The sequence below is a fragment of the Novosphingobium sp. GW835-FHT14H07 genome (assembly GCF_058793515.1).
Window position 1 is genome coordinate 1 of sequence record NZ_JBXAFX010000078.1, and the last position, 1,497, is coordinate 1,497.

2 protein-coding genes are annotated in these 1,497 nt (G+C 54.5%); both read right to left on the reverse strand.

Annotation, left to right across the window (positions count from 1 at the left end):
• Positions 1-51 precede the first annotated feature (51 nt).
• Entirely contained in the window at positions 52-657 is a 606-nt protein-coding gene (locus tag AC1Q5P_RS21875; protein WP_492520022.1) for a hypothetical protein, read from the reverse strand.
• Between the two features lie 99 nt (positions 658-756).
• Complete coding sequence (locus AC1Q5P_RS21880) at positions 757-1,275, reverse strand: GIY-YIG nuclease family protein (RefSeq protein WP_492520023.1); 519 nt, start codon at positions 1,273-1,275, stop codon at positions 757-759.
• Positions 1,276-1,497 lie beyond the last annotated feature (222 nt).

Consider the following 1,497-nt stretch of genomic DNA (forward strand, 5'->3'; position numbering starts at 1 on the left):
TGCCGGCACTGGCAGCCTGATCATCCTCGGCCCTGCCGAGGATCGGTGTTCCTACACCACGCCGTGGGACACTACCGTCAGCAGGGCATTGCGGGCAGCGTCTTCGACTTCTTTCATGGACATATGGACAGGCGGGGCCTCGCCCTTTTTCGCCTGATAGTCGGCTACATCCGATTTTGCCCGATCCCGGATCGACGCCCAAACAGGATGAGGATCAGCTTCACTCAGTGCTTCGAGCGCACGAATATGCGCGGCGTAGGGATAGCCTTCTCGGCTAAAATTCTCGGCAGTAACCAGCGTCATCCACACCCGCTTTTGCACCAGCTTGCGCTCAATTCGCTTCATGGTAGCCGGGTGACTATGGCCTGGATTTTTGTCCGCGAAGTCTTTGGCGATTGAATAGTTGGAGCGGGAAGAAAATGGATCACCCCCGGCGAGCCAGTCGCGTGCATCCGATTCAATGACCTCCCGCAATTCTGGCCAGTCCTTCTCTGGCTTTCTCCCCCGCTTTGGCTTGGTTACCCGTTTGACGGCCTGCTTCACGGCTTCGTTGCCATAGCGTGCGATAATGCGGCGAATGTCGTCATCGACGGTAGGGCCGACTAGGTCGAACTTGGGACCGTCAGCCGACAGGCCAGTTAGTGCGTTAATTGCCATAAGACCGCTTCCCTAGCGGTTCCCCAGAGGTGGCGGGGAAGCACGTGGGAAGCGCGCTTATCGGATGGCCGTCCTATCCCCTTGCTCGCTATAGCTGTTTCAGGGAATCTGCGCGACGCGCGCGAGATATTTTTCGTACTCGTCCAATTCAATTTGGGTCCATAATTGAGCGTTCGCAAAATTCATGCCTTGCGTATTGTGCCGAGGACCAATGGCCCGAATTACGAGTGCTTCAAGATCACCAATGGTTGTGTTCGTATCCTCTGAAACTTCGACGCTTGGTTCATTGAGCCGGTAGACCCCAGCTTTGTCGGTATCCGCACCAATCGGCCAGAAACCGAACCATGAAAAGCGATCCCATTTCCCTTCAAGATGGTCCGAAAGATGATCCTTGAGCCGCTTACCCAAACCCTGCTTCTTTGTAAGGCCGACATAGCAAGGGCCATAGTCATCGTAGAGGATATAGATGCCTTGCTGCCGTCGAAAGTCAGCGATTCGGATAGTCCCGCGTTGTGCGCCAACCCGACCAAGTAGTCGAAACGCATCTTTAGCACCTTGTCCCGGATGCCAGTCAATTTCAGATGAACGCCAAAAAAGGCCGTAACTGGTAACCCTCATTGCCAACCGCCTAAATTTTTCTGGAGCATCCAGCCATGCTGCAGGACCCTATCACTCGAGTTCCGCAGCCTCGGTGGCTGTCAATTTGCGCAGCGTAATTTCGCCGAAATTCGCACTGCTGGCGGACAACCGCCCATTTTTACACCTTAGTGCCTGATTCAGAAGTTTCTCAATTCCAGCAATATCTTGCGGTTCGGCGCGTGAGCATTCGGATTGAAGCTA